Origin of the sequence: Streptomyces sp. NPDC093568, from assembly GCF_044764945.1 — a bacterium.
Lineage (GTDB): Bacteria > Actinomycetota > Actinomycetes > Streptomycetales > Streptomycetaceae > Streptomyces.
In genome coordinates this window covers 726,245-750,760 of the sequence record NZ_JBIWJD010000002.1, presented here as the reverse complement: position 1 = coordinate 750,760, position 24,516 = coordinate 726,245, and the positions used below count along the sequence as shown (strand labels likewise).

General features: G+C 71.7%; 22 protein-coding genes. 12 read left to right on the top strand and 10 right to left on the bottom strand.

Annotated elements, in window-relative coordinates; genetic code table 11:
• Positions 1-4: 4 nt before the first annotated feature.
• On the bottom strand, positions 5-796 hold the full coding sequence (locus tag ACIRD7_RS12840) for a phosphatase (RefSeq protein ID WP_403452815.1): 792 nt from the start codon (positions 794-796) through the stop codon (positions 5-7).
• A 74-nt stretch (positions 797-870) separates the two neighbouring features.
• Complete coding sequence (locus tag ACIRD7_RS12835) at positions 871-2,337, bottom strand: PucR family transcriptional regulator ligand-binding domain-containing protein (protein ID WP_403452814.1); 1,467 nt, start codon at positions 2,335-2,337, stop codon at positions 871-873.
• Positions 2,338-2,528: 191 nt separating this feature from the next.
• Between ACIRD7_RS12835 and ACIRD7_RS12830 the strand changes: the two genes are divergently transcribed.
• The 4 genes from ACIRD7_RS12830 (at position 2,529) to ACIRD7_RS12815 (ending at position 8,907) form a co-directional block, all read left to right on the top strand.
• Positions 2,529-3,989, top strand: a complete 1,461-nt coding sequence (locus ACIRD7_RS12830) for a sodium:solute symporter (RefSeq protein ID WP_403452813.1) — start codon at positions 2,529-2,531, stop codon at positions 3,987-3,989.
• 57 nt (positions 3,990-4,046) lie between these two features.
• Positions 4,047-5,027 carry an agmatinase gene (gene speB, locus ACIRD7_RS12825; protein WP_403452812.1) on the top strand — a complete coding sequence of 327 codons (981 nt, stop codon included), beginning with the start codon at positions 4,047-4,049 and terminating at the stop codon, positions 5,025-5,027.
• Positions 5,024-6,733, top strand: a complete 1,710-nt coding sequence (locus ACIRD7_RS12820; RefSeq protein WP_403452811.1) for a thiamine pyrophosphate-binding protein — start codon at positions 5,024-5,026, stop codon at positions 6,731-6,733. Before speB ends, ACIRD7_RS12820 begins: the two co-directional genes overlap by 4 nt.
• 491 nt (positions 6,734-7,224) lie before the next feature.
• Positions 7,225-8,907, top strand: coding sequence for an MFS transporter (locus ACIRD7_RS12815; RefSeq protein WP_403452810.1), 1,683 nt, complete (start codon positions 7,225-7,227; stop codon positions 8,905-8,907).
• 90 nt (positions 8,908-8,997) lie between these two features.
• On the opposite strand, the gene ACIRD7_RS12810 is transcribed toward ACIRD7_RS12815, so the two are convergent.
• The gene (locus ACIRD7_RS12810) at positions 8,998-9,282 is read right to left on the bottom strand and encodes a hypothetical protein (protein ID WP_403453089.1); all 285 of its coding nucleotides are present in this window, start codon (positions 9,280-9,282) and stop codon (positions 8,998-9,000) included.
• Here ACIRD7_RS12810 and ACIRD7_RS12805 point away from each other — a divergent pair.
• Positions 9,181-9,846, top strand: coding sequence for a LuxR C-terminal-related transcriptional regulator (locus ACIRD7_RS12805; protein WP_403453078.1), 666 nt, complete (start codon positions 9,181-9,183; stop codon positions 9,844-9,846). The genes ACIRD7_RS12810 and ACIRD7_RS12805 overlap by 102 nt on opposite strands.
• Before the next feature lie 93 nt (positions 9,847-9,939).
• Here ACIRD7_RS12805 and ACIRD7_RS12800 read toward each other — a convergent pair whose 3' ends face one another.
• The 5 genes from ACIRD7_RS12800 to ACIRD7_RS12780 form a co-directional block, all read right to left on the bottom strand.
• The gene (locus ACIRD7_RS12800; protein ID WP_403452809.1) at positions 9,940-10,173 is read right to left on the bottom strand and encodes a hypothetical protein; all 234 of its coding nucleotides are present in this window, start codon (positions 10,171-10,173) and stop codon (positions 9,940-9,942) included.
• Positions 10,174-10,238: 65 nt separating this feature from the next.
• On the bottom strand, positions 10,239-11,048 hold the full coding sequence (locus ACIRD7_RS12795; RefSeq protein WP_403452808.1) for an endonuclease I family protein: 810 nt from the start codon (positions 11,046-11,048) through the stop codon (positions 10,239-10,241).
• A gap of 286 nt (positions 11,049-11,334) precedes the next feature.
• Complete coding sequence (locus ACIRD7_RS12790; protein WP_403452807.1) at positions 11,335-11,730, bottom strand: contact-dependent growth inhibition system immunity protein; 396 nt, start codon at positions 11,728-11,730, stop codon at positions 11,335-11,337.
• The gene (locus ACIRD7_RS12785; protein WP_403452806.1) at positions 11,708-11,944 is read right to left on the bottom strand and encodes a DUF397 domain-containing protein; all 237 of its coding nucleotides are present in this window, start codon (positions 11,942-11,944) and stop codon (positions 11,708-11,710) included. The genes ACIRD7_RS12790 and ACIRD7_RS12785 overlap by 23 nt, the downstream gene beginning before the upstream one ends.
• Positions 11,937-12,734 carry a Scr1 family TA system antitoxin-like transcriptional regulator gene (locus ACIRD7_RS12780; RefSeq protein ID WP_403452805.1) on the bottom strand — a complete coding sequence of 266 codons (798 nt, stop codon included), beginning with the start codon at positions 12,732-12,734 and terminating at the stop codon, positions 11,937-11,939. Before ACIRD7_RS12780 ends, ACIRD7_RS12785 begins: the two co-directional genes overlap by 8 nt.
• 192 nt (positions 12,735-12,926) lie before the next feature.
• Between ACIRD7_RS12780 and ACIRD7_RS12775 the strand changes: the two genes are divergently transcribed.
• The 5 genes from ACIRD7_RS12775 to ACIRD7_RS12755 all read left to right on the top strand — a co-directional run bounded on the left by ACIRD7_RS12775 (position 12,927) and on the right by ACIRD7_RS12755 (position 19,520).
• Positions 12,927-13,190 carry a hypothetical protein gene (locus ACIRD7_RS12775; RefSeq protein WP_403452804.1) on the top strand — a complete coding sequence of 88 codons (264 nt, stop codon included), beginning with the start codon at positions 12,927-12,929 and terminating at the stop codon, positions 13,188-13,190.
• A gap of 148 nt (positions 13,191-13,338) precedes the next feature.
• Positions 13,339-14,139, top strand: coding sequence for a serine hydrolase (locus ACIRD7_RS12770; RefSeq protein ID WP_403453077.1), 801 nt, complete (start codon positions 13,339-13,341; stop codon positions 14,137-14,139).
• 68 nt (positions 14,140-14,207) lie between these two features.
• Positions 14,208-15,227, top strand: coding sequence for an esterase-like activity of phytase family protein (locus tag ACIRD7_RS12765; RefSeq protein WP_403452803.1), 1,020 nt, complete (start codon positions 14,208-14,210; stop codon positions 15,225-15,227).
• A gap of 88 nt (positions 15,228-15,315) precedes the next feature.
• On the top strand, positions 15,316-19,035 hold the full coding sequence (locus ACIRD7_RS12760; protein ID WP_403452802.1) for an ABC transporter ATP-binding protein: 3,720 nt from the start codon (positions 15,316-15,318) through the stop codon (positions 19,033-19,035).
• A 92-nt stretch (positions 19,036-19,127) separates the two neighbouring features.
• Complete coding sequence (locus ACIRD7_RS12755) at positions 19,128-19,520, top strand: hypothetical protein (protein WP_403452801.1); 393 nt, start codon at positions 19,128-19,130, stop codon at positions 19,518-19,520.
• A 14-nt stretch (positions 19,521-19,534) separates the two neighbouring features.
• Here the strand turns inward: ACIRD7_RS12755 and ACIRD7_RS12750 are convergent, their stop codons facing one another.
• Positions 19,535-20,191 carry a hypothetical protein gene (locus tag ACIRD7_RS12750; RefSeq protein ID WP_403452800.1) on the bottom strand — a complete coding sequence of 219 codons (657 nt, stop codon included), beginning with the start codon at positions 20,189-20,191 and terminating at the stop codon, positions 19,535-19,537.
• A gap of 141 nt (positions 20,192-20,332) precedes the next feature.
• A complete protein-coding gene (locus ACIRD7_RS12745; protein ID WP_403452799.1) occupies positions 20,333-22,195 on the bottom strand; it encodes a glycoside hydrolase family 3 protein in 1,863 nt (620 codons plus the stop codon).
• Between the two features lie 445 nt (positions 22,196-22,640).
• Between ACIRD7_RS12745 and aroA the strand changes: the two genes are divergently transcribed.
• Complete coding sequence (aroA, locus tag ACIRD7_RS12740) at positions 22,641-23,879, top strand: 3-phosphoshikimate 1-carboxyvinyltransferase (protein WP_403452798.1); 1,239 nt, start codon at positions 22,641-22,643, stop codon at positions 23,877-23,879.
• Positions 23,880-23,907: 28 nt separating this feature from the next.
• Complete coding sequence (locus tag ACIRD7_RS12735) at positions 23,908-24,489, top strand: RBBP9/YdeN family alpha/beta hydrolase (protein WP_403452797.1); 582 nt, start codon at positions 23,908-23,910, stop codon at positions 24,487-24,489.
• Positions 24,490-24,516: the final 27 nt, after the last annotated feature.

Genomic DNA, 24,516 nt, shown 5'->3' with positions numbered 1-24,516 from the left:
CCCCCTAGTCGGCCAGGCCGGCCTCACTCAGCAGATACGCCGTCATCGGGTCGTAGTAGCGCGGGCTGACGACGTGGTCGTCCAGGGGCACCACCACCTGGACCGTGCCCTCCGACTCCGCCAGGAACAGCGCCGGGTCGTTGCAGTCGGCGTATCCGACGGAGTCGACGCCGTGCCGCCCGGCGTAGCCCGCCCAGCCGTGGTCGGCCACGACCAGGTCCGGCAGCGGGCGTCCCTCGCGCTCCAGCGCCGTGAGGATGGCCTTCATGGGCTCGCCGGAGTGGGTGTGCCACAGGGTGGCGCCGTGCTCCAGGACCGCCACGTCGGCGAACTGCATGACGTAACCCTCGTCCGTCTGCAGGCCCTCCGGGATCACCACGATCTCGCAGCCGGTCCGGCGCAGCGCGTCCGCCGTCGCGCGGTGGACGTCCAGCAGGCCGCCCGGGTGGCCGGTCGCGAACAGGACGCGCTGGCCGCCGTCCGCCGCCTTGCGCAGCCGGGCCGCCATGCGCTCCAGCGCGGCCACCGTCAGCTCGGGGTCGATGGTGTCCTGGCCGTGGCGGTGCTCGGCGTCGTCGTTCACGCCGACGCGCTCCGCCATCACCGCGAGGACGTCCTGCTCGTCGGTCCAGCGGTCGCCGAGCTCCAGGCCGAGCCAGTAGTGGCGGTCGCCGTTCGCCAGCTTGCGGTAGTGGGAGAGGTTGTTCTCGCGGGGAGTGGCGACGTCGCCCGCGATGCGGGTTCTGACGAGGTGGTCGACGAGCTCGGCGCGGCTGGGTGTCCCGGGTATCGGCATGGTCCCCATTGTGAGGCAGACAACTACGGGAACGGCCGCGTCCGGGGTGCGTGCGACGCGGGTCACTGTGCCGATCACCGCTCGCCGTGCCGCAGGGCGAACCACAGCTCCATGCGTACGTCCGGGTCGTCCAGGTCCGTGCCGAGCAGTGCCGCGCAGCGGGCGATGCGCTGGCGGACGGTGTTGCGGTGCACGGCGAGGGCCACGGCCGTGCGGTCCCAGCTGCCGTGCAGCGAGAGCCAGGTGCGCAGCGTCTCGGCGAGGGGCGGGGTGAGGGGCGCGAGGAGCGCGCGGGCGTGGGCCTCGGCCTCGCCGGGGGAGAGCAGGTCGGTGAGGGCGGGGCGGTGGGTGCCGTGCCGGTGCAGGGGCGTGCGGGTGGCCCGCGCGCGGGACAGGGCACGGGCCGCCTGGGTGTCGGCGGCCGGCCAGTCCCGGGCGGCCGCGGGGGCGCTGACGCCCAGTATCCAGCCGGGCTGCGGGGCCGGTTCGCGGTCCGCCGGGACGAGGACGCGTACGACGTCCTGGGCGAGGTCGACCAGCGGGGAGCCGAGGGCGGCGCCCAGCGCGGAGGCCGCCACCGGGTCGCAGGGCTGTGCCTCGGGGCTGCCGTGCACCACCAGCCAGCGGTCGCTGCCGAGCAGCGGGGCCACGGCCTCCGGCTCGGCACCCAGCAGCAGCCGCACGAGGGCCGTGGAGCGGGCGGCGCCGGATCCGCTCTGTTGCTCGCCGGTGAGCAGGGAGAGCAGCACGGCCGCCACGGAGGCGATGGTGTGGTCACCGGTGTCCCGGTGCGGGGCGGCGACCCCGAGCACGAAGCCCTGACCGGCACCGAGGGCGTAGGCGGCGAGGTGGGTGCCGGCCGCGGTGTCGGTGGCGGAGGTGGGGGTCCCGGGGCCGGCGGGGCGGACGACATCGGCGAGCTCGGCCAGCGAACCGCTCTCCGTCTCCTTCACTTCTCGCCCCGCCGACGCGACCTCCACCCCCTCGGGCCCGTACAGCACGGCCCAGCCCCCCACCCGCTGGGCGAGCTGCCGCAGCACCGCGCGTACCGGGTCCGGGCGGGAGGCGGCCGCCGCCAGGCTCTGCTGGGCCTCGGTCACCCGGCGCAGTTCGGCGTGGCGGGCCTGGGCCATGAGTTGCCAGACCGCGCGGGCCACGCCGGAGAACGTGGTCTGCGGCGGGACCTCCAGCAGGGGCAGCTCGTGGGTGTCGCAGGCCTCCACCAGGGCGCGCGGCACCGTGTCGTGCACAGGGGCGAGGCCGAAGCCGAGGGCCGCGCCGCCCGCCGCGACGATCCGGGACACGTAGTCGTCGAAGTACGTCCCCGTCCCCGCCGCCTCCGGGATGTGCACCCCGGCCGACAGCAGCAGCTCCCCGCCCAGCAGATACGGATAGGGGTCGGCCATCTCCGAGGTGTGCGCCCAGTGGATGACCGTGTCCCGGTCGTCCGGCCCGGCGATCTGGCGCAGGCCGAGGTCCTCGCGGGCCAGGAGCGCCGAGAGCGCTACCGGTGGGGTGGGCGGAACAGCGGGATCCGGCATGGGACGTTTCCTACACTCGCGCAGTCTCGAATGGATGAAACGTACACTTCGCAGTCACTTTCCGGCCACCTACTGTCGTTCCCGACCGGCAGCCGCGGGTACGGGCGGATGTCCCCGCGAGCCGCTGCCGACCGTCCCCACCCCCCATACGCACGACACGCCACCGGAATGTTCGTGAAGGAGGCCCCACCATGGCCGTCGACTACACAGTCATCGTCGTCTATCTGGCCGGCATGCTGGCCATGGGCTGGTGGGGCATGCGCCGCGCCAAGTCCAAGAGCGAGTTCCTGGTCGCGGGCCGCCGCCTCGGCCCGACCATGTACTCCGGCACGATGGCGGCGATCGTCCTCGGCGGCGCCTCCACCATCGGCGGCGTGGGCCTCGGCTACCAGTACGGACTCTCCGGCGCCTGGATGGTGTTCACCATCGGCCTCGGCCTGCTCGCGCTGAGCATCTTCTTCTCCGCGCGCATCGCCCGCCTGAAGGTCTACACCGTCTCCGAGATGCTCGACCTGCGCTACGGCGGCCGGTCCGGCGTCATCTCCGGACTCGTCATGTGGGCGTACACCCTCATGCTCGCGGTCACGTCGACCATCGCGTACGCCACGATCTTCGACGTCCTCTTCGACATGAACCGCACGGTCGCGATCATCCTCGGCGGCTCGATCGTCGTCGCCTACTCGACGCTCGGCGGCATGTGGTCGATCACCCTCACCGACATGGTGCAGTTCGTCGTGAAGACCATCGGCGTGCTGCTCCTGCTGCTGCCCATCGCCGTCGTCAAGGCCGGCGGGTTCAGCGAGATGAAGGCGAAGCTGCCGACCGAGTACTTCGACCCGCTGGGCATCGGCGGCGAGACGATCTTCACCTACGTCCTGATCTACACCTTCGGCATGCTCATCGGTCAGGACATCTGGCAGCGCGTCTTCACCGCGCGCAGCGACAGGACGGCCAAGTGGGGCGGCACGGTCGCGGGCACCTACTGTCTCGTCTACGCCCTCGCCGGCGCCGTGATCGGCACCGCGGCCAAGGTGCTCTACCCGGGGCTCGGCAGCCCGGACGACGCCTTCGCGACCATCGTCAAGGACGAACTCCCCGTCGGCGTACGCGGGCTGGTGCTCGCCGCCGCCCTCGCCGCCGTGATGTCCACCTCCTCCGGCGCGCTCATCGCCTGCGCGACCGTCGCCAACAACGACATCTGGTCACGTCTGCGCGGCGTGGTCCGCCCCGACGGGGACGCGCACGACGAGGTCAAGGGCAACCGCGCCTTCATCCTCCTCATGGGCATCGCCGTGATCGGTACGGCCATCGCGCTCAACAACGTCGTCGAGGCGCTGACCGTGGCCTACAACCTGCTGGTCGGCGGGCTGCTCGTGCCCATCCTCGGCGGACTGCTGTGGCGGCGCGGGACCGTGCAGGGCGCGCTCGCCTCGGTCGTGGTCGGCGGCGTCGCGGTGATCACGCTGATGGCGACCCACGGCATCCTGGCCAACGAACCGGTCTACTACGGCCTGCTGTCTTCCCTCGCCGCGTACATCGCCGTCTCCTTGATGACGAAGCCGACCGACGCGGCCGTACTAGCCGTCTGGCGTGAGCGTCTCGCCGGGCGGGATCCCGAACTCGTGTCCGAACCGGTCCCGGCTCACCAGTAGAGTCGTAGGAAGATATCCCGCATACGCGATGAAGCGTAGGAAAGAAGGTATTTCCTCATGAGCAGCAACGAGACGCCCCGCGGCCCCGTCGACTCCTCCCGCATCCCGAGGTACGCCGGACCCGCGACCTTCGCCCGGCTCCCGCGCCTCGACGAGGTCGGCCGCGCCGACGTCGCCGTGGTCGGTGTGCCGTTCGACTCGGGCGTCTCGTACCGGCCGGGCGCCCGCTTCGGCGGCAACGCCATCCGCGAGGCGTCCCGGCTGCTGCGCCCTTACAACCCGGCGCAGGACGCCTCCCCGTTCGCCCTCGCGCAGGTCGCGGACGGCGGCGACATCGCGGTGAACCCGTTCAACATCAACGAGGCCGTCGAGACGGTCGAGGCGGCCGCCGACGAGCTGATCGGCACCGGCGCCCGCCTGATGACCCTGGGCGGCGACCACACCATCGCCCTGCCGCTGCTGCGCTCGGTCGCCAAGAAGCACGGCCCGGTCGCCCTGCTCCACTTCGACGCCCACCTCGACACCTGGGACACGTACTTCGGCGCGGAGTACACCCACGGCACGCCCTTCCGGCGCGCGGTGGAGGAGGGGATCCTCGATACCTCGGCGCTGTCGCACGTCGGCATCCGCGGCCCGCTGTACGGCAAGCAGGACCTGACCGACGACGAGAAGATGGGCTTCGGCATCGTCACGTCGGCCGATGTCTACCGGCGCGGCGCCGACGAGGTCGCCGACCAGCTGCGCCAGCGCATCGGCGACCGCCCGCTGTACATCTCCATCGACATCGACTGCCTCGACCCGGCCCACGCGCCCGGCACCGGCACCCCCGAGGCCGGCGGCATGACCTCCCGCGAACTGCTGGAGATCCTGCGCGGGCTGGCATCCTGCAACCTGGTGTCGGCGGACGTCGTCGAGGTGGCCCCGGCGTACGACCACGCCGAGATCACGTCGGTGGCGGCCTCGCACACCGCGTACGAACTGACCACGATCATGTCCCGCCAGATCGCGGCGGCCCGGAAGGACTCGGAAGCCAAGTGACCCACGACCACGACCTGGTACTCCGCCCCACCGCCGCCCAGACGGAGGCCGCGCTGAACCCTCCACCCGGCCGCAACGGCGGGGACCTGGTCGTGGAGACGCTGGCGGCGCTCGGCACGACGACGGTCTTCGGCCTCCCCGGCCAGCACGCCCTCGGCATGTTCGACGCCCTGCGCCGCAGCGATCTGCGCTACATCGGCCTGCGCGTGGAGAACAACGCCGGCTTCGCGGCGGACGCCTACGGCCGGCTGACGGGCGAGGCGGCCCCGCTGCTGCTGTCGACGGGCCCGGGGGCACTCACCTCGCTGGCCGCGCTGCAGGAGGCGGCCGCCGCCTCGGCCCCCGTGCTGGCGATCAGCAGCCAGGTCCCGACGGCGGGCCTCGGCGGCGGCCGCCACGGCTACCTGCACGAACTCCCCGACCAGTCGGCCTCGTTCCGGGGCGTGGTGAAGTCGGTCCACACCGTCCGCACCCAGTCCCAGATCCCGTCCGCGATCGAGGCGGCCTGGAAGTCGGCGCTGACGGCCCCGCACGGCCCGGTGTGGGTGGAGATCCCGCAGGACGTGCTGCTGGCCGAGACGTCGATCCCGGTCGTGACGGGCGGCGACGCCTTCCCGGAGGAACTGCCCCCACGCCCCGAACTGACGGCGGTGGCGGCCGACCTGCTGTCGAACGCGGCCCGTCCGGCGATCATCGCCGGCGGGGGAGTCGTACGGGCGGACGCGAGCGGCAAGCTGCGGCAGCTCGCGGAGCTGATCCAGGCGCCGGTGGTCACCACCCCCGGCGGCAAGGGAGCGTTCCCCTGGAACCACCCGCTCTCGCTCCAGTCGTGGATCGAGGACCGTCACACCACGGACTTCCTGGAGGAAGCCGACGTACTCCTGGTCGTCGGCTCGGGCCTCGGCGAACTGTCCTCGAACTACCACACGTTCAAGCCACGCGGCCGGGTCGTCCAGATCGAGGCCGACCTCGGCAAGCTGGAGTCCAACCACCCGGCGCTGGGCATCCACGCGGACGCCCGCCTGGCGTTGCAGGCGCTGCTGGAGACGGTGTCCGAGCGCCCGGATCCCGCCGCACCCGAGCGGGTGGCGACGGTCCTCGCGAAGGTCGCCGGGCGCATCGACGCGCAGGACCTCACCCTGGAACAGCAGGTGCTGGCGTCCGTGCGGCGCGCCCTGCCCGCCGACTCCCCCTCCTTCTGGGACATGACGATCCTGGCCTACTGGGCCTGGTCGGCCTTCGACGCCATGGGCCCCAACCGCCTGCACTCCGCCCAGGGCGCCGGCGGCCTCGGCTACGGCTTCCCGGCGGCGCTCGGCGGGGCGGTGGCGGATCCGACCCGCCCGGTGCTCGCGGTGTCCGGCGACGGAGGCGCCCTGTACTCCGTCGCCGAGCTCGCGACGGCCCGCCAGTACGACCTGAACGTCACCTGGCTCATCGTCGACGACGGCGGCTACGGCATCCTGCGCGAGTACATGACCGACGCCTTCGGCCGGGCGACGGCCACCGAGCTGACCCGGCCGGACTACGTCTCGCTCGCCGAGTCCTTCGGCGTCCCCGGGGTCCGTACGACCCCGGAGACGCTGGAGGCCGACCTCGCGAAGGCACTGTCCGCGCCGGGGCCCTCGGTGGTCGTACTCCCGGCGGTGCTGCGGATGTTCGCGGCGACGCACACTGGGCATCTGGAGGGTGCAGATCCCGCCTGATGGCGGGTGTACAGACCCCGTACGGCTGTGATCACCTAGTGGCGCATCTACCTGCCCACGGCATGGGCGGACACTGCCGATCATGGCGAACATGAGTGCGAGTGTCTTGCTGCCTGCGGAGATATGTATCGGGCCGTCAGGAGCCGTGGTGCGGGTCGGACGGGACAGGACCAGTCCATGTCCGACCGGTGTATCTGACCAAACGGGGAATGCTCAGTGGGTAATTACGACGCATGGGACGACGGCTGCCGCTGTTCGTGCCCGCTCGGCGCAACGACTTCGCACACCTTCGGGAGAACGGGCGCTTTCGGGGAAGCTGACACTTTCGGGGAAAGTGACACTTTCGGGGAGACGAACGCTTTCGGGGAAACGACTACGGGGACAGGGCGGACGGCGAGCTCCGGCACGCAGGGGTTTCCCGCCGTGTTCGCGCGGATCACCAAGAACTCCTTCGCCACCAGGGTGATCTCTCCCAAGCTGGTGGCGGCCTCGTGAGCACCTTGGACAAGGGCACTGCCGACGGGGCCACGCCGGGCGGGGCCGGGCCGGACGAGGAGCCGGACGCCGGCGACGCGTCCGGCCGGCGGGTCCTCACGGCGGCCGCGCTGGGCAGTGCTCCGATGGAGGTGCTGGACTTCCTCCTCCCGCTGTGGGCGGGCTCCGAGCTGAAGGCCGGGGCCTCCGCGGTGGGCGCGCTGATCGCCGTCGAGGCGGTCCTGTCGCTCGTGGTCCGCCCCCTGGCGGGCGAGTTGTCCGACCGGTTCGATCCGCGCCGGGTGGCTGCCGCGGGCGCAGCCCTGTACGCGCTGTCCTTCGCCGGGTACGCGGTCGCGGACGCGCTGTGGACGGCGTTCGTGGCGGCCGGGCTCGGCGGGGTCGGCGGTGCCCTGTTCTGGGTCGCCCTGGACACCTGGACGGGACGGCGCACGGCGGGCAATGGCACCGCCGCCTACGGCAAGCTGCTCTCCGTCTCCGGGCAGGGCGCCTTCGCCGGTTACCTGATCGCGTTCACCGTGCTGGAACGCGGCGGATACCGGCCCCTGTTCTGGCTGGGCTGCGCGGCCTGTGCCGTGGCCGCCGTACTGCTGATGGCAGGGCCGTCGGAAGCCGCCGGGAAGGCGGATGCCGGGGAGCCGTCCGGTGCCGCGGCAGGCGCTGCCGGCCCCTCGCGCCGCCTGCTGCCGCTGATGGCGCTGGCCGCGGTCACGGCGGGGGCGGAGGCCGGTCTGTGGATGCTGCTGCTGTTGCAGCTCCAGGGGGAGTACGGGCTGACGCCCACCGAGGTCGCCCTGGTCTTCGCCCCCGGATTCGTGGTCTTCATCCTGCTTCCCGAGCATGCCCACCGGATCACCGACCGCGTCGGCCGTAGCTGGACCATGGGTGTCTCGTTCACGGCGGCGGCGCTCTTCGCCGCCGGGCTGGCGGTGATCTCGGCGCCGGTGGCGGTGGCGGTGCTGTGGACGCTGGTGGCCGCGTGCTTCGCCGCGCAGATCCCGGTGGAGCAGGCGACCGTCGCGGCAGTCGCCGGGGGACGGCTCGGCCGGGCCATGGGCCGGTACGAGAGTGCCCGGCTGGCCGGGGTGCTCGTGGGACCGCCGCTGCTCGGGACGGTGTCCGAAGCCTGGGGATGGGCGGCGGCCTGTCTGACCTCGGCGGCGGTGTCGGCAGCGGCCGCCGTGGCCGCGCCGTGGGCGATACACGTGCTGGGCCTGCCGGAGCGGCCACCTCACGAGCGGCCCGCGCAGGACCGGCCGCGGGCGTCCGTGCCGTCCGCGGCGGAACCCGTACGGCGATCCGAACCTCAATCCGTACGGCAGGGGGAGCCGGAGCCGGCGCCCCCGCAGCAGAAACATGACCGAGTGAGGAATAAGGACGACGAGTTGGGCACCGAGAACACGCCATCGGCCGGCGCGCTGTCACCGAAGGAGCACGCCCGCAAGGAACGCCGTGACTGGCTGTTCCACACGGTGGTGTTCGCCGTGGCGCAGCTGGGACTGTGGGCCTTGGACGCCAACTGGCTGGCGTACCGGATTCAGGACGAGCCGATCCCGGACGAGCGGGGCGTGCTGATGTGGATCGGCCGTATCTGGCTGACCATCTGGATCATCGACACCCTCTGGTCCTGGTCGTACACCGTGTTCCCGCGGCAGAAGAAGACCAGGTCCACGTCCTGACGGGTGCTCCGACGGGCGAGGGGCCGGGACGGTGTGTGCCATCACTTTCCCGGCCCCTCGCGCCGTGGTTCCACCGCGGTCCCACCGGGCTCAGCGGCCGAGCAGCAGTGGCAGGCGGGTGTATCCACTCAGCGAGGTCATGGTGGGCCGCAGAGCCTCGTCCGAGGCGAACTCGATCGTGCGGAACCTGGACAGCAGCGCGGGGAAGGCGAGTTCGGTCTCCATCCGGGCCAGCACGGCACCGAGTGCGTGATCGTCGCACACGACGAAGACCTGATCCGTTCCGGCCTGCGCCGACTCCTGGAGGACCACGACGACATCGACGTCCGCGACACCTGCCGTCGGGAGGCCGTCGTGGAGAGTGTCGAGAAACATCGCCCGAACGTGGTCCTGCTCGGTGACGAGCCGTCGCGGGAGGAGACCCTCGCCCGTCTCGCGGCGCTGCGCCGCACGGGGAAGCGGCCCCGGGTGGCCCTGCTGACCCGGGCCGCGGACGAGCGGTTCGCCACGGACGCCCTGCTGGCGGGCGCGGACGGGCTGCTGCGGCCCGACATCAGTGAGGGGAACCTCGTCCACGCCCTGCGGGTGCTGTGCGCGGGCAGCAGCGTCGTGCCGCCCGCCGCCTTCCGTGATCTTTTGGCGCGCCTGTCGGCGACGAACCTGCCGGCCGAGGTCCGCAGCCGGGCCGCGACCCTGACCACCCGGGAGCGCGGTGTGCTGGCCCTGCTGGTCCAGGGGATGTCCAACATCGAGATGAGCCGGGAACTGCGGCTGAGCCGCGCGACAGTGAAGGAGCACATCAGCAACATCTACGCCAAGCTCGGCACCACCAACCGGGTCCAGGCGGCCGTCCTGGCCCACCGCATGGGCCTGGGCCACGGGGCCGAGTCCACACAGCACTCTTCCGCCTCCCCGCAGCACCAGGCACTGGGGGCATGAAACGGCGCACGGCCCCCGAACCCGTCGCGGGTCGGGGGCCGTGCGCTGTGAGCCTTGCCGGGAGTCGACTGTTGCCCGACCGGACGTGATGCCTCAGCGGCCGTCGCGCGCGGCGTAGTAGTGGTCGCGGTCGTAGCAGGCGTCGTTCACGGCCGCGCCGGTCCACGGCACGGCCCAGGGGACGAGCGCGAGTGCCTTCTGGCAGAGGCCGCCGGTGGTGTAGCCGCCGATGTTGACGCGGCCGCGGTCGCCGTCGTCGGCGTGGGCCGGGGTGGCGAGGACGAGGGTTGCGAGGGTGAGCGCGGCGAGCGCGCTGATCTTCTTCATAGCCGGGTCAACGGCGGCGGATCGGCGCAGGTCATTCCGCTGTACAGGTGGTAGGGCCCGGTGGCCTACCAGATCGCCTCGACCCACTCCGGGTGGTCGATGAACGGGTTGCGGTTGCCCTGGTAGGAGTCGTAGATGACCTCGTTGCGGCGCTCCTCGAAGGCGTCCGGCGGGTCCTCGTCGTTCCAGGCCTTGAGGACCGAGAGACGGCCGTGGTACGGGACGCTGCCGTTGGTGACGGCGTCGTTCGGCTCCAGGTCGGGCCAGCTGTCGTCACCCTCGTAGCGGACGGCCATGTAGAGGATCATGCGGGCCACGTCACCCTTGACGGCGTCGCGCGGCTCGAAGGAGTTCGAGTCGGTCAGGCTGCCACCGGAGTTGGTGAAGCTGCTGCCGCCGTTGTCGAAGTCCTTGTTCCCGCGGATGCTGTTGACCTGGACGTCCTCGGGACGCAGGTGGTGCAGGTCGGTGCCAGGGCCGGCGGAGGTGCCGAAGTCGCCGTGGGACTGGGCCCACACGTGCTCGCGGTTCCAGTTGCCGGTGCTGCCGCCGTTCAGGGACTTGCTGCGGGAGATGCCGCTGTACAGCAGCTTCACGTTGCTGCTGTTGTTCGGGTCCTGGTCGGTGACCTTCAGGGCGGTCCAGACGGCCGAGTACGAGATCGTGGTCTGGTCGCTGATGATCGCGTGCAGCGAGTCCTTCAGTGCCGTACCGGTCTTGCCGACCGCGTCGGCGTAGTAGGTGTCGTCGTACTCCGTCGTCGTCGCGGCGGCCGGGGAGGCGGTGAGCGCGGGGGTGGTGAGGCCGACCAGGACGGCGGCGGTCGTGATCGCCACGGACTTCCAGCGGCGGTGGCGTATGTGTGTCGCCAGCATGTGGGGTTCCCATCTGCGCGGGGATCTACGCGGGTTGAGCGAAGGCGGCAAACGGGAGCGTGGCATGGACATGGTGTGCTGTCGAGGGCTCGCACGTGTCCATTGGGTGACGGGGAGCGGCAAATCGCCTCTTGTCTACGCGAGTTGACGTGACGAAATGGCCCCCCGGGGGGGCCGGGGGCCGTTGGGTGGGGAGTCGGGTGGGTCGGCTGACGTCCGACGGGTTCAGGCGGCCCTCTGTGTGGCCCTCGTAGGCACTGCGATCATGCCGGCCCGCGCCAAACACCTATTGGGCCAGGAAACTCGCAGTCACCTGGGTCAAGGACGGCGACAGATCGGTCAACTCCGAGACAATCGCTGCCAGCTCTCGGCCGAGCTCGGGCCACTCGTTCCAGATGGCCGGACTTCTGGTCACAACGGCGAACAGCAGATCGCCTTCGTACATGTCGCCCTCGGCCATCGGATCGTCGCGCAGCACCTCCAGAGCGAGCGGCAGGAGATGGCTGAGTCCCACGTTCTGCCCGATCAACAGACGCATGTCCTCGACGGTCAGGTCACCGATCGGCCGATGCCGAAGGGCATGCACCGTCGCAACCAGGCGACTGGCATCAGCCGGCGGGGCCGGCCAACGGACGCGCTCAAGCTCCTCCAGAGAGCGGTCACGGTCTACGAGTCGAGTCACCGCTCGATCTCGTCTTCACGGCCCTGACGAATGCCGACCAGTGGGCGGGGGAGAAGAGCAGTGCGGGGCCGTTCGGGACCTTGGAGTCGCGGACGGGTATGCCGGCGGGGTGGGTGTCGAGGACTTCGAGGCAGCTGCCCGCTTCATTCCCGCTGTAGGACGACTTCCGCCAGCCACTCAGCGCGGCGGCATTCGAGATGGTTCGGTCAGTCATGGGCTCCGTAGTCCTTCGCTGTTGCCCTCAGTAGGGCCAGTGACTCCTTCAACGGCAGGGCGTCGCTAAGCGCAAGATCGTATCGACTCTGCAACTCGCGGACCACGGACGGAGAGTCGTGCACCTTCCCCAACCGTTGCCCCTCCGTGTAGGCCAGGGGCGGCTGGTCCTCGAACCACATCAGCGTGAGCATGCTCTGCATCATGGGATGCAGGCCCACACCGAAGGGCATCACATGCGCGCGGATGCGTCCAGCGTCGGCGAGACGGACGACGTGCATGAGCTGCTCCGCCATGACTTCTCCGCTGGCGACCGGGCGCCGCAGCAGTGTCTCGTCCAGCAGCGCCCACACGACGGGCGTCACCGGGTCTTCGAGAATCTTCGCGCGCTCAAGTCGTGTGACGACCCGCCTGTCACGCTCCTCCTCACTCACCGGAGGGAACGCCGAGGCCAGAACCGCAGTTGCGTACGCCTTCGTCTGGAGGATGCCCGGGAAGTACGTAAGGCCGAACTCCCGAATCATCACCGCCTGCTGTTCGAGTACGAGCACTGCCTCGAAGTAGTCCGCGATCGACACCTCGTCGCCCTGCGGCAAAAAGCTGCTCAACACATTCCCCGTACCCAGCGCCATGTCCAACCGCCGAGCATCCTCCTTCGACGGCACCCGCCGCCCCGCCTCGATGTGCGCGATGTGCGAACGCGTCATGAACGCCCGGTCCGCCAGCTCCTGCTGCGTCAGCCCCGCCGTCTCCCGCTGCTGCTTCAGCCAGTCGCCGTAGATGGTGCTCACCGGATCAACTCCCTTGCGACAAAACCCCTGTCACCTGCGCCCCTCTGGCGAGGCTAGCCCGGGGTGACGCAGGCTGTGAGCAGTTCGCTACGGAAAGTGAGAGCTGATCAACATGAGCCACCGCATCGCCCTCCTCCTCGCGCCGCTGCTGCGCTCCTGCGGGATCCCGGCCTCGTGCATGGTGATCACCCGATGAACGGCGTACGCCTGCTCCCCTGGACCGGCGAGGGCGGCAAGCCCTGCTACCTAGGCACCGACGGGACCGGCCGTCTCTCCCGTGTCGCCGACGCCGTCGAGTGCGTACAACTCGGGATGGCCGACGAGCTCCTCGAACACGCGGCCGACATACTCGCCGACAGACGGGCGACGCCCGCGCAGCTCCGGTTCCTGCTCGCGCGGATGAGGGAGGCGCTGACCGATGTCCGGCGTATCGCGGAGAGCCGGGGCGGGGGGTGACCGCGCGTGACGGCCCCGGCGGGCGTGTTCCCGGAGCTCACGGCCCCGCTCCCCTAACATGACGGCGATGCTCAAGTCACCCCCGCCCACAGGCGTTTCCAGGCGTGCGCGAGCCGTCGTCGCGACAGGTGTGGGCGCCGGTTTCGTCATGGCGACGTCCCTCGCCGCCGCCCTTCCGGCAGCCGCCGCCGACGCCGCCGCTCCATCCGTCACGTGTACGTCCGCCAAGGCCGGCCTCGCCGACAAGTTGGAGCGGGGGATCTCCTCCGCTCTGACCAACCGCAGGGGCACGGTCGCCGTCGGTCTGCACGACCGTGCCACGAAGACCACGTGCGCCCTGCGCCCGTTCAGCGCCTACGACTCCGCCAGCATCGTCAAGGTCACCGTGCTCGCCGCGCTGCTGTGGGACGCGAAGCGGCGCGACCACTATCTCAGCGACCGCGAGGTGGCCCTCAGCCGGGCGATGATCACCAAGTCGGACAATGCCGCGACCAGGGTGCTCTGGAAGCAGCTCGGTGTGGAGAAGGTCAAGGGGTTCCTCGCCGCCGCCCGCATGACCCGGACCGAGCCCGGCGCGAACGGGTACTGGGGCCTGACCCGGATCACGGTCGAGGACGAGCAGAAGCTGCTGAAGCTCGTCACGGCCGGCAACGAGGTGCTCAGCGACAACTCCCGCGCCTACATCCTGAAACTGATGGGGCAGGTCGTCCCCTCGCAGCGCTGGGGCACGCCGTACGGAGCCCCGTCCGGTGTCTCCGTGGCCGTCAAGAACGGCTGGCTGCGGCGGGCCACGCAGGGCTGGCGGGTGCACAGCGTCGGCGCCTTCAAGGGGCGCGGCCACGACTACACCATCACCGTGCTCACCCATGGCAGCGACACCCTGAACTACGGCATCGCCACCATCCAGGGCGTCGCCGAGGCCATCCACAAGGACCTGGCGGCGAACTGACCCTTCGTGGGGCCACGCTTCACGAACCGGTCTCCCCTCCTTCACCGGCCCGCCCTACGGTGACCCCCATGCGCCTGAGAACCGTACTCGCGACCGCCACCGCGGCCCTGGCGGCGGCCACCTGCCTGACGGCCGCCGGACCCGCCAACGCCGTGCAGAGCAACGACTGTTCGCCCACCGTCTCCATCGACCGCTTTTCCGACGCGCTCGACAAGCAGACGTACGAGGGCACCTTCGTCGGTAACTTCTCCGCGCTCGCCGTCGACCGGGACGGTTCGCTCGCGGCCGTCTCCGACCGCTCCGCCCTCTTCGGCCTCGATGCCCGGACGCTCGCGCCGAAGGCCGTCGTCCCGCTCGCCGACGAGAGCGGTGCCGCCCTCGACTCCGAGGGCCTGGTCGTCGACCGCGACGGCACCCGGCTCGTCTCCAGCGAGACCGAGCCCTCCGTCCGCCGCTACTCCCCGGACGGCAAGATCCTCGACCGTCTCCCCGTGCCGGACGCGCTGCGGGTCGCCCCGGCCGGCCGTGCCGTCTCCAACGGCACCTTCGAGGGCCTGACCCTGCTCCCGGGCGGCCGTACCCTGCTCGCGTCGATGGAGTACGCCCTCTCCGGCGACAGCGCGGGCACCGTCCGCTTCCAGACCTGGCGGCGGACCCACGGCGGTCACTTCGAGCTCGGCCGGCAGTACGCCTACCGCGCCGACACCGGCCTCGGCGTCCCCGAGGTCCAGGCCCTCCCCGACGGCCGCCTCCTCGTCCTGGAGCGCGGCTTCACCGCCGGCGTCGGCAACACCGTCCGTCTGTATCTGGCCGACCCGCGCCGCGCCACGGACACCAGCGGTGTCGAGAACCTCACGGGGCAGGACGGCGTACGCCTGATCAAGAAGACGCTGCTCACCGACCTCGTGACCTGCCCGTCACTGGGAGCGACCGCCAAGCAGCCCCAGCCGAACCCGCTGCTCGACAACATCGAGGGCATGGCGGTCACCGGGTACGCGACGGGCCGGCTGAAGGTGCTGCTGGTCAGCGACGACAACCAGAACGCGGCACAGATCACGCGCTTTTATTACCTGCGTGTCCGTATCTGATCGGTCGCCGAGCGCCATGGAGGGATGAAATCCCCCGCCCGACGCGTTGGTGCCTTCCGGTAGATCAGGACGAACGGAGGGCACCGGCGTGGCGACGCAGCAGGGGTGGGCGAGGCGACTGTGGGGATATGCCTGGCGCTATCCCAGGGATGTCGTGCTCGCGCTCGGCTCCTCCCTCGCCGGCATGGCCGTCATGGCGATCGTGCCGCTGATCACGAAGGTGATCATCGACGACGTCATCGGCGACCACAGCCGGGGCATGGCGCTCTGGGCGGGCCTGCTGGTAGCCGCGGCCCTCGCGGTCTACGTCCTCACCTACGTGCGCCGCTACTACGGCGGCCGGCTCGCCCTCGACGTCCAGCACGATCTGCGGACCGAGATGTTCCGGACGATCACCAGGCTCGACGGGCGGCGGCAGGACGAGCTGTCCACCGGGCAGGTCGTCGGCCGCGCCACCAGCGACCTTCAGCTGATCCAGGGCCTGCTCTTCATGCTCCCGATGACCATCGGGAACTTCGCGCTGTTCCTGATCTCCCTGGTCGTCATGGCGTGGCTGTCGCTGCCGCTGACGCTGGTCGCCCTCGCGGTCGCCCCGGCCCTGTGGTGGATCGCCAAGCGCAGCCGGACCAAGCTGCACCCCTCCACCTGGTACGCCCAGGCCCAGGCCGCCGCCGTCGCCGGCGTGGTCGACGGGGCCGTCAGCGGCGTACGCGTGGTGAAGGGGTTCGGGCAGGAGGAGCAGGAGACCGGGAAGCTCAGGGAGGTCAGCCGGCGGCTGTTCGCCGGGCGGCTGCGCACCATCCGGTTCAACTCCAAGTACACCCCCGCGCTGCAGGCCGTCCCGGCCCTCGGGCAGGTCGCGATGCTCGCGCTCGGCGGCTGGCTGGCGGTGCGCGGGCACATCACCCTGGGCACGTTCGTCGCGTTCTCCACCTACCTCGCCCAGCTGGTCGGCCCGGTCCGGATGCTCGCGATGGTGCTCACCGTGGCCCAGCAGGCCCGCGCCGGCACCGAGCGGGTACTGGAGCTGATCGACACCGAGCCGTCGATCAAGGACGGCACCAAGGCGCTGCCGGCCGACGCCCCCGCCACCGTCGAGTTCGACGACGTCTCGTTCGGCTACGAGGACGGCCGCCCGGTCCTCGACGGGCTCAGCTTCGAGATCCGCCCCGGCGAGACCCTCGCCGTCGTCGGCTCCTCCGGCTCCGGAAAGTCGACGGTCTCCCTCCTCCTGCCGCGCTTCTACGACGTCACGCGCGGCGCCGTCCTCGTCGGCGGCCACGACGTGCGCGAGCTGACCTCCGACTCGCTGCGGGCCGCGATCGGGCTGGTACCCGAGGACTCCTTCCTCTTCTCGGACACGGTCCGCAACAACATCGCCTACGGCCGCCCCGACGCCACCGAGGAGGAGATCCGCGAGGCCGCCCGCGCCGCCCAGGCCGACCGCTTCATCGCCGAGCTGCCCGACGGCTACGACACCAAGGTCGGCGAGCACGGCCTCACCCTCTCCGGCGGCCAGCGGCAGCGCGTCGCGCTCGCCCGCGCGATCCTCACCGACCCCCGCCTCCTCGTCCTCGACGACGCGACCTCGGCGGTGGACGCCCGCGTAGAGCACGAGATCCACGAGGCGCTGAAGCACGTCATGGAGGGCCGCACGACCCTCCTCATCGCCCACCGCCGCTCCACCCTCGGCCTCGCCGACCGCATCGCGGTCCTGGAGGCCGGCCGCCTCGCCGACATCGGCACGCACGACGAACTCCAGGAGCGCTCCGCCCTCTACCGCCGCCTGCTCACCGACCCCGACGAGCTCGGCGGCGTCTCACCCGGCCACGCCCAGCCCCCCTGTCCCCGGGAGGACACCTCCGTACGCGACGAACTCGACGCGGAGTTCGACGCCGAGCGCGGTGTGACCCCGCGGCTGTGGACCGGCGACCGTGAGCCCAAGGACCTGGCGCTCGTGGAGTCCCCGGCCACGCCCGAGCTGCTCGCCCAGGTCGAGGCGCTGCCCCCGGCGGCCGACACCCCCGGTATCGACGAGGGGCGGGCGGTACTCCCGGAGGAGTCCTACGGGCTCAGGCGGCTGCTCCGCGGGTTCGGTCGGCCCCTGCTGATCAGCCTCGGTCTTGTCGCGGTGGACGCCGGCATGGGGCTGCTGCTGCCCGTCCTGATCCGGCACGGCATCGACGACGGCGTCACCGCCGCGGCGCTCGGCGCGGTCTGGGCGGCGTCCCTGCTCGGCCTGCTCGCGGTCTTCGTGCAGTGGGCGGCCCAGGTCGGCGAGACGCGCATGACCGGCCGCACGGGCGAGCGCGTCCTGTACTCGCTGCGCCTGAAGATCTTCGCCCAGCTCCAGCGGCTCGGACTCGACTACTACGAGCGCGAGCTGACCGGCCGGATCATGACGAGGATGACGACGGACGTCGACGCGCTGTCGACCTTCCTCCAGACGGGCCTGGTCACCGCGTTCGTCTCGGTCGTCACCTTCTTCGGCATCATGGGCGCCCTGCTGGTGATCGACCTCGAACTCGCGCTCGTCGTCTTCGCGACGCTGCCGCCGCTGATCGTCGCCACCTACTACTTCCGCCGGGCCAGCGTGAAGGCGTACGAACTCGCCCGCGAGCGGGTGTCGGTGGTCAACGCCGACCTCCAGGAGTCGGTGTCCGGGCTGCGGATCGTGCAGGCCTTCCGGCGCGAGCGGGACGGCGGCGCGCGGTTCGCCGAGCGCAGCGACAGCTACCGCCAGGCCCGGATCCGGGGCCAGTGGCTGATCTCGGTCTACTTCCCGTTCGTGCAGTTCCTGTCGTCGGCGGCCGTGGCGGCGGTGCTGATCGTGGGCGGCGGCCGGATCGACGACGCCACGCTGACGACCGGCGCGCTGGTGGCGTACCTGCTGTACATCGACCTGTTCTTCGCCCCGGTCCAGCAGCTCTCCCAGGTCTTCGACGGCTACCAGCAGGCCACCGTCTCGCTCGGCCGCATCCAGGAGCTGCTGCGGGAGCCGACGTCGACGAAGAGCGCCGAGGAGCCGCTGGAGGTGCTGTCGCTGCGCGGTGACATCGCCTTCGAGGACGTGCGCTTCGCCTACGGTGACGAGGAGGAGGCACTCACCGGGATCGACCTGCGGATCCCCGCCGGGCAGACGGTCGCGTTCGTCGGCGAGACCGGCGCGGGCAAGTCGACGCTCGTCAAGCTGGTGGCGCGGTTCTACGACCCGACCGGCGGCCGGGTCACCGTCGACGGCACCGACCTGCGCGCGCTCGACCTCACGTCGTACCGCCACCGCCTCGGGGTCGTCCCGCAGGAGGCGTACCTCTTCCAGGGCACGGTCCGTGACGCCATCGCCTACGGCCGCCCGGAGGCGACCGACGCCGAGGTCGAGGCGGCGGCCCGCGCGGTCGGCGCCCACGAGATGATCGCCACCCTCGACGGCGGCTACCTCCACGAGGTCGCCGAGCGCGGCCGCAACCTCTCCGCCGGGCAGCGCCAGCTGATCGCGCTGGCCCGCGCCGAGCTGGTCGACCCCGACGTGCTGCTCCTGGACGAGGCGACGGCCGCGCTGGACCTCGCCACGGAGGCACAGGTCAACCAGGCGACGGACCGCCTCGCGGGGCGCCGTACCACCCTCGTCGTGGCCCACCGGCTGACGACGGCGGCGCGGGCGGACCGGGTCGTGGTGATGGACCACGGGCGGGTCGCCGAGGACGGCACCCACGAGGAGCTGCTGGCCCGGGGCGGACGGTACGCCGAGCTGTGGCGGACCTTCCTCGGGCAGTCCGAGCCGGAGGAGCCGGTCGGGGCCATCCGGTGACCGTGCCGGCCTGACGGGCGTGCAACCATCCGGCATACGCCGTGCGTCCGTACACCAGTACGCTCGTTGCCGGTGTGCGGGGAGGACAAACAGTGGACAGAGGTGCGATACGCCGACGGGTGGCGGTCGGCCTGGCGTTGCTGACCGCGTCCGGACTGCTCGCGGTCGCGGCCCCGACTCAGGCGCAGGCCGCCGCCCCCACGAGCTGTGCGGGGCGCAAGGTCAAGACGTACCCCTTCTCCACCGGCACCCTGTACGTCTACAAGAAGCGCGGTCACATCTGCGCCATCACGCTCCCCAAGAACCCGGGGCGGCAGCAGTGGATGATGGTCAGCGTGCAGGCGTACCGGGCCAACCCCGTCATCGACGAGGGCCTGTACACCCGCCGCGCCGGCCCGGTCACCGTTCACGCCGGACAGCGCTGTGTGTGGGTGAAGGGCCGGGTGGGGCGGGGGTCGGTGAGCAAGGGCTGGATCCTGTGCTGAGCGCCTGACGGCTCTCACACCGGCCGGGCGCACCCCACCGGCCGGTCGCCGCCCAGTTGGACGTACAGCGCCGTCGACAGCGGGCAGTCGGTGCGCCGGGTGACGGACTTGGTCACTCTGTACTCCGGTTTCTGCTCGGCCTTGCCGTCGCACGAGGTCTCGCGGACCTGGCCGTCACCGGAGTTGTAGACGCAGTCGCCGACGATCGTGCGGGGGCCGCCTCCGCCGCCGGGGTCGCCCGGGTGGGGCGCGGTGAGGTTGCGCATGCAGGCGTAGCCCTGGGGGATCGCGCCGTCGCCGTCCTCGTCGGACGTCCGGCTCTGTTCGCTGATGTGCAGCACGAAGTCCGTGGTCGCCGGGCACAGCGGTCCGTCGCCCACCCGGCCGTCGTGCCGGGCCACCACCCGCGCCGCCGCCCGCTCGCCGGTGCAGGGCACCTCGGTGAAGCTCGTCGTGCCGAACGAACTGCACTCGTCGACGCCGAGGAACACGGTGCCGTAGCCCGCAGCCCGCGTCGGTGTCACCTGCCGTCCGCCCGCGGTCGTGCTCGCGCTCTCCTTGAGCCGCCCGTCCTCCTCCGCGGCCGGCGACGGACTCTGGCACCCCGTCAACAGCAGGGTGAGCAGCACGAGCCACGCACAGGCCGCCCCCACAGCACTTCTCCCACGCATCGCACTCCCCCCGGGTACCCCCGTCCAGCGTGGCCCGTCGCGGCGGGCACACGCCAGACGTGCGGGGTCCTTTGCGTCGGTTGGGGAGGAGTACGCCCGTTGTGTGGCGTACGCGTGCTACGTACAAGGAGCCATACGGCGCTACCTGCTCCCGTACGACAGGCCATGGCCGACCGGATACAGCACCCGCGTCGGATCGTCCGCCCGCTGCACCGGCACCGGCAGCCTCCCGCGCGGCGCCGCCCGCCCGGCGATCACCCGTGCGGCCGCCCGCAGTTCGACGTCGGTCCAGGAGTAGGACGCCAGGCAGGCGCGGACGGCCGGCAGGTGTGCCACGTCGTACGGGTTGCGGATCGCCACCGCCACCACCGGCCTGCCCGTCGCCAGCAACTGCTCGACCAGCGTCTTCTGCGCGCTGCTCGCCGTGACGTTGTACGTCCCCACCACCACCGCGTCCGCCTCCCCGGCGGCGGCGACCGCGCGGGCGATGGTGGCGGCGGAGGGCGACGTACCGGTGGACAGGGCCGTCGCGGTGAAGCCCAGCTCGGTGAGGGCCGCGGCGAGCACGCCGGTCGGCGGGCCCGTCGTCCCGGACGGGGAGGCCGGATCGGCGCCGACGACCAGCACCCTGGGGTGGGTCCGGCGGGAGAGCGGGAGCAGGCCTTGCTCGTTGACCAGCAGGGTCGTCGTCCGTTCCGCGATGCGGTCGGCGGCCTTGAGGTGGGACGGGATGCCGACGGTCCGGTCGACGCCGCCCTGGGTGACGTACGGCTCCTCGAACAGCCGGAGCTTCGCCTTCAGCCGCAGGATCCGCAGGATCGACTCGTCGAGGCGTGCCTCGGTCAGCTCGCCGTCCTGGACGGCCTTGAGGACCGCGTTCCAGGCGACGGCGAGGTTCGGCGGGTTGAGCAGCTGGTCCACGCCCGCCTTGAGCGCGAGGACGGGGACGCGGTCGTCGCCGTACTTCGTCCGTACGCCCTCCATGCCGAGCGAGTCGGTCACCACCAGCCCGTCGTAGCCCAGTTCCTCGCGCAGGATGCCGGTGAGGATCGGGCGGGAGAGGGTGGCCGGGTCGCCGGAGTCGTCGAGGGCCGGGACCATGATGTGCGCGGTCATGATGGAGTCGATGCCGGCGCGCACGGCGGCCCGGAAGGGCGGCGCGTCCAGGGACTCCCACTGCTCGCGGGTGTGGGTGATGACCGGGAAGCCGTAGTGGCTGTCGACGGCGGTGTCGCCGTGCCCCGGGAAGTGCTTGGCGGTGGCCGCGACCTGCCGCGCGTGCTGGTATCCGGCCACCTCCGCGGCCACCATGCCCGCCACCGCCGCCGGTTCGGAGCCGAAGGAGCGCACGCCGATGACCGGGTTGGCCGGGTTGACGTTCACGTCCGCCACGGGGGAGTAGTTCTGCCGGATGCCGAGCGCCCGCAGTTCCTGCCCGGCGATCCGGCCGAGGGTGCGGGCGTCGCCGCGCGAGCCGCCGGCGCCGATGGCCATGGCGCCGGGGAAGAGGGTGGCGGGCTCGCCGACGCGGCAGACGATGCCGTGCTCCTGGTCGGTGGAGATGAGCACCGGCAGGCCGCGGGGCTCGGTGAGGGACGCCCGCTGGATGCCGTTCGACAGATCGGCGATCTGGTGGGGGTCGCGGGTGTTGTGCGCCCAGGTGAAGTAGATGATGCCGCCCACGCGGTACCTGGCGACCAGCTCGGCGGCCGTGCGGACGCCGATCTCCTTGAGGTTGGCGTCGATGTCGGCCTGGTCGGGGGCGGTCGCGGAGTGGCCGTAGACCCGCATCACGAAGAGCTGGCCGACCTTCTCCGGCAGGGTCATCCGGGCGATGAGGGCGCGCAGTTTCCGGTCGTCGGGGCGGGCCGCGTGGGCGGTGCCGCCGAGGGCCAGCGCGCCGGAGAGGCCCGCGGTGGCCGCGAGGATCGTGCGTCTCGAAGGTGTTGCGGTGTACCCCGTGCTTCCCGTGCTTCCCGTGCTTCCCGTGCTGGTGTCGGGCACGTGCGCTCCTTCCGGAGGTGGTGCGCTGAAGGAAACTTCCGAGAAGTCACCAATAACCGGGAAGTTTCTGCCAGTCAAGGGAATGGGCCGCAACCGGAACAGGGGCCGTCACCGGAAAGGGGCCGCCATCGGCGCAGTTGGAGGGGGGCGCGCCGATGACGGCGTGCTGCCGGCCGCGGCACGGCGGAGAGGGTGGTCAGCGATCGCAGCCAGCAGCGAGGGCCGACACCGCACCACGGTGACTCTCCGGCAGCTTGCGGGTTGGACGAGCGGGGATGGGGCTGGGTTCCCGGTGGCGACCGGAATCGGCGAAGTTGGTAAGGCGGGGTTCAGCGTGACGGGTGGGCCGGGGGCTGGAGGGGGCCGGGGGGGACCGGGGGCCGGCGGAGAGTCCAGCCCATGGACGGTCCGGCGATCCGGGCGGCCGGCGGGCGATCATGCGGGCATGCCCGAAGTCGCCGTGCCCGGCTCCAAGTCCATCACCGCCCGCGCCCTGTTCCTGGCGGCCGCGGCCGACGGTGTCACCACCCTCGTACGGCCGCTGCGCTCGGACGACACCGAGGGCTTCGCCGAGGGCCTGACCCGGCTCGGCTACCGGGTCGGCCGGACCCCGGGCAGCTGGCAGGTCGACGGCCGTCCCCACGGCCCCGCGGTCACGGAGGCGGACGTCCACTGCCGCGACGGCGCGACCACGGCCCGCTTCCTGCCCACGCTCGCCGCCACCGGCCACGGCACCTACCGCTTCGACGCCTCGCCCCAGATGCGCCGCCGCCCCCTGCTTCCGCTGACCCGCGCCCTGCGCGACCTGGGCGTGGACCTGCGGCACGAGGAGAAGGAGGGCCACCATCCGCTGACCGTGACGGCGGCCGGAGTCCGGGGCGGGGCGGTGACGCTGGACGCGGGCCAGTCCTCGCAGTACCTCTCGGCGCTGCTGCTGCTCGGCCCGCTGACCCGCGAGGGCCTGCGGATCACCGTCACCGACCTGGTCTCGGCGCCCTACGTCGAGATCACCATCGCGATGATGCGGGCCTTCGGGGCGCAGGTGCGGCGCGAGGGCGACGTCTTCGTGGTCCCGCCCGGCGGCTACCGCGCCACGACCTACGCGGTGGAGCCCGACGCCTCGACCGCGAGCTACTTCTTCGCGGCGGCCGCCGTCACGGGCGGCGAGGTGACCGTTCCCGGGCTGGGTGAGGGGGCGCTCCAGGGCGACCTGGGCTTCGTCGACGTACTGCGGCGGATGGGCGCGCGGGTGTCGGTGGGCGCGGACGCGACGACGGTGCGGGGCACCGGCGAACTGCGCGGCCTCACCGTCAACATGCGCGACATCTCCGACACCATGCCGACGCTGGCCGCCATCGCGCCGTTCGCCTCCGGGCCGGTGCGGATCGAGGACGTGGCGAACACGCGGGTGAAGGAGTGCGACCGGCTGGAGGCCTGCGCGGAGAACCTGCGGCGGCTGGGGGTGGAGGTGGCCACCGGCCCGGACTGGATCGAGATCCGGCCGGGAGCCGGGCGCGCCCCCGTCGGCGCGGAGATCAAGTCGTACGGCGACCACCGCATCGTGATGTCGTTCGCGGTGACCGGGCTGCGGGTGCCCGGGGTGTCGTTCGACGACCCCGGGTGCGTACGGAAGACCTTCCCCGCTTTCCACGACGAGTTCGGGGCGCTGCGGGCCCGGTGGTGAGACCGGCGGCCGTGCGACCATCTGCGCCATGACCGCCTACCTCATCCTCCACGGCTGGCAGAACCACCGTCCCGAGGACCACTGGCAGCACTGGCTCGCCGACCGGCTCACCGAGCTCGGCCACCGGGTGACCTACCCGCAGCTGCCGGACCCGGACGCTCCCGAACCGGAGGTCTGGCTGGCCGAGTTGGAACGGCATCTGGCCGGGCTGGACGCGGGGGCGGAGCGGGTCGTGGTGGCCCACAGTCTGTCCGCCGTGCTGTGGCTGCACGCCGCCGCGCGGGGGATGCCGGGGCTCGACGCCGTGGACCGGGTCCTGCTCGTCGCCCCGCCCTCGGGCGAGACGCTGGCCCGGTACCCGGCGGTCGCCCGATTCGCCCCGCCCGCCCTGGAGTTCACCCTCCCCGGCCCCACACGCCTGGTCGCGAGCGACAACGACCCGTACTGCGCGCAGGGCGCCGACACCGTCTACGGCACCCCGCTCGGCCTTCCCACCGACGTCCTGCCGGGCGCCGCGCACCTCGACCGGGACGCGGGTTACGGTCCCTGGCCGGCCGTGCTCGGTTGGTGCCTGGATCCGACCGTGGAGATCATCGCTCGTCCGGATTAGCGGCGCTGCCGCGCAGCTGCGGGGTGC

Excerpts from the sequence above, each read along its gene's own strand:
- speB (WP_403452812.1), top strand. The coding sequence starts at position 4,047 with ATGAGCAGCAACGAGACGCCCCGCGGCCCCGTCGACTCCTCCCGCATC.
- ACIRD7_RS12775 (WP_403452804.1), top strand. The coding sequence starts at position 12,927 with ATGAACGGCGTACGCCTGCTCCCCTGGACCGGCGAGGGCGGCAAGCCC.
- ACIRD7_RS12800 (WP_403452809.1), bottom strand. The coding sequence starts at position 10,173 with ATGAAGAAGATCAGCGCGCTCGCCGCGCTCACCCTCGCAACCCTCGTC.
- aroA (WP_403452798.1), top strand. The coding sequence starts at position 22,641 with ATGCCCGAAGTCGCCGTGCCCGGCTCCAAGTCCATCACCGCCCGCGCC.
- ACIRD7_RS12750 (WP_403452800.1), bottom strand. The coding sequence starts at position 20,191 with ATGCGTGGGAGAAGTGCTGTGGGGGCGGCCTGTGCGTGGCTCGTGCTG.
- ACIRD7_RS12770 (WP_403453077.1), top strand. The coding sequence starts at position 13,339 with ATGGCGACGTCCCTCGCCGCCGCCCTTCCGGCAGCCGCCGCCGACGCC.
- ACIRD7_RS12785 (WP_403452806.1), bottom strand. The coding sequence starts at position 11,944 with ATGACTGACCGAACCATCTCGAATGCCGCCGCGCTGAGTGGCTGGCGG.
- ACIRD7_RS12835 (WP_403452814.1), bottom strand. The coding sequence starts at position 2,337 with ATGCCGGATCCCGCTGTTCCGCCCACCCCACCGGTAGCGCTCTCGGCG.
- ACIRD7_RS12810 (WP_403453089.1), bottom strand. The coding sequence starts at position 9,282 with ATGTTTCTCGACACTCTCCACGACGGCCTCCCGACGGCAGGTGTCGCG.
- ACIRD7_RS12840 (WP_403452815.1), bottom strand. The coding sequence starts at position 796 with ATGCCGATACCCGGGACACCCAGCCGCGCCGAGCTCGTCGACCACCTC.
- ACIRD7_RS12735 (WP_403452797.1), top strand. The coding sequence starts at position 23,908 with ATGACCGCCTACCTCATCCTCCACGGCTGGCAGAACCACCGTCCCGAG.
- ACIRD7_RS12765 (WP_403452803.1), top strand. The coding sequence starts at position 14,208 with ATGCGCCTGAGAACCGTACTCGCGACCGCCACCGCGGCCCTGGCGGCG.
- ACIRD7_RS12830 (WP_403452813.1), top strand. The coding sequence starts at position 2,529 with ATGGCCGTCGACTACACAGTCATCGTCGTCTATCTGGCCGGCATGCTG.
- ACIRD7_RS12795 (WP_403452808.1), bottom strand. The coding sequence starts at position 11,048 with ATGCTGGCGACACACATACGCCACCGCCGCTGGAAGTCCGTGGCGATC.